This window comes from Staphylococcus pasteuri, from assembly GCF_030547725.1.
In the GTDB taxonomy this organism is placed as follows: domain Bacteria; phylum Bacillota; class Bacilli; order Staphylococcales; family Staphylococcaceae; genus Staphylococcus; species Staphylococcus pasteuri.
In genome coordinates this window covers 1-246 of the sequence record NZ_JAUOQO010000746.1, presented here as the reverse complement: position 1 = coordinate 246, position 246 = coordinate 1, and the positions used below count along the sequence as shown (strand labels likewise).

The 246-nt window shown below is 66.3% G+C and carries 1 protein-coding gene; it reads right to left on the bottom strand.

The window, feature by feature from the left end:
- Positions 1-246: hypothetical protein (locus Q4528_RS15365; protein ID WP_303522572.1), on the bottom strand; the 246-nt coding region annotated here is incomplete at both ends.

Genomic DNA, 246 nt, shown 5'->3' with positions numbered 1-246 from the left:
CGCCAGAACGGCGGTCGCGGTCTCTGCCGGGGTTTGGTCACCCCGCAGCATGGCCTGGATTTCTTCGGTCATGACGGACCAGCTTCCGACGGCCTTGGGGGACTGGCGCATTTCTTCGACCGGGGTGTCGCCGGACAGGATGTCCATCTGTTTGATCAGGGTTTCATCCGCGCCTTCGCGCACCGCATCCAGCGCCTTCAGGTTGCCGGGCAGGGCGTTGGCGGCCTTGGCCGCGCGGGCATTGAC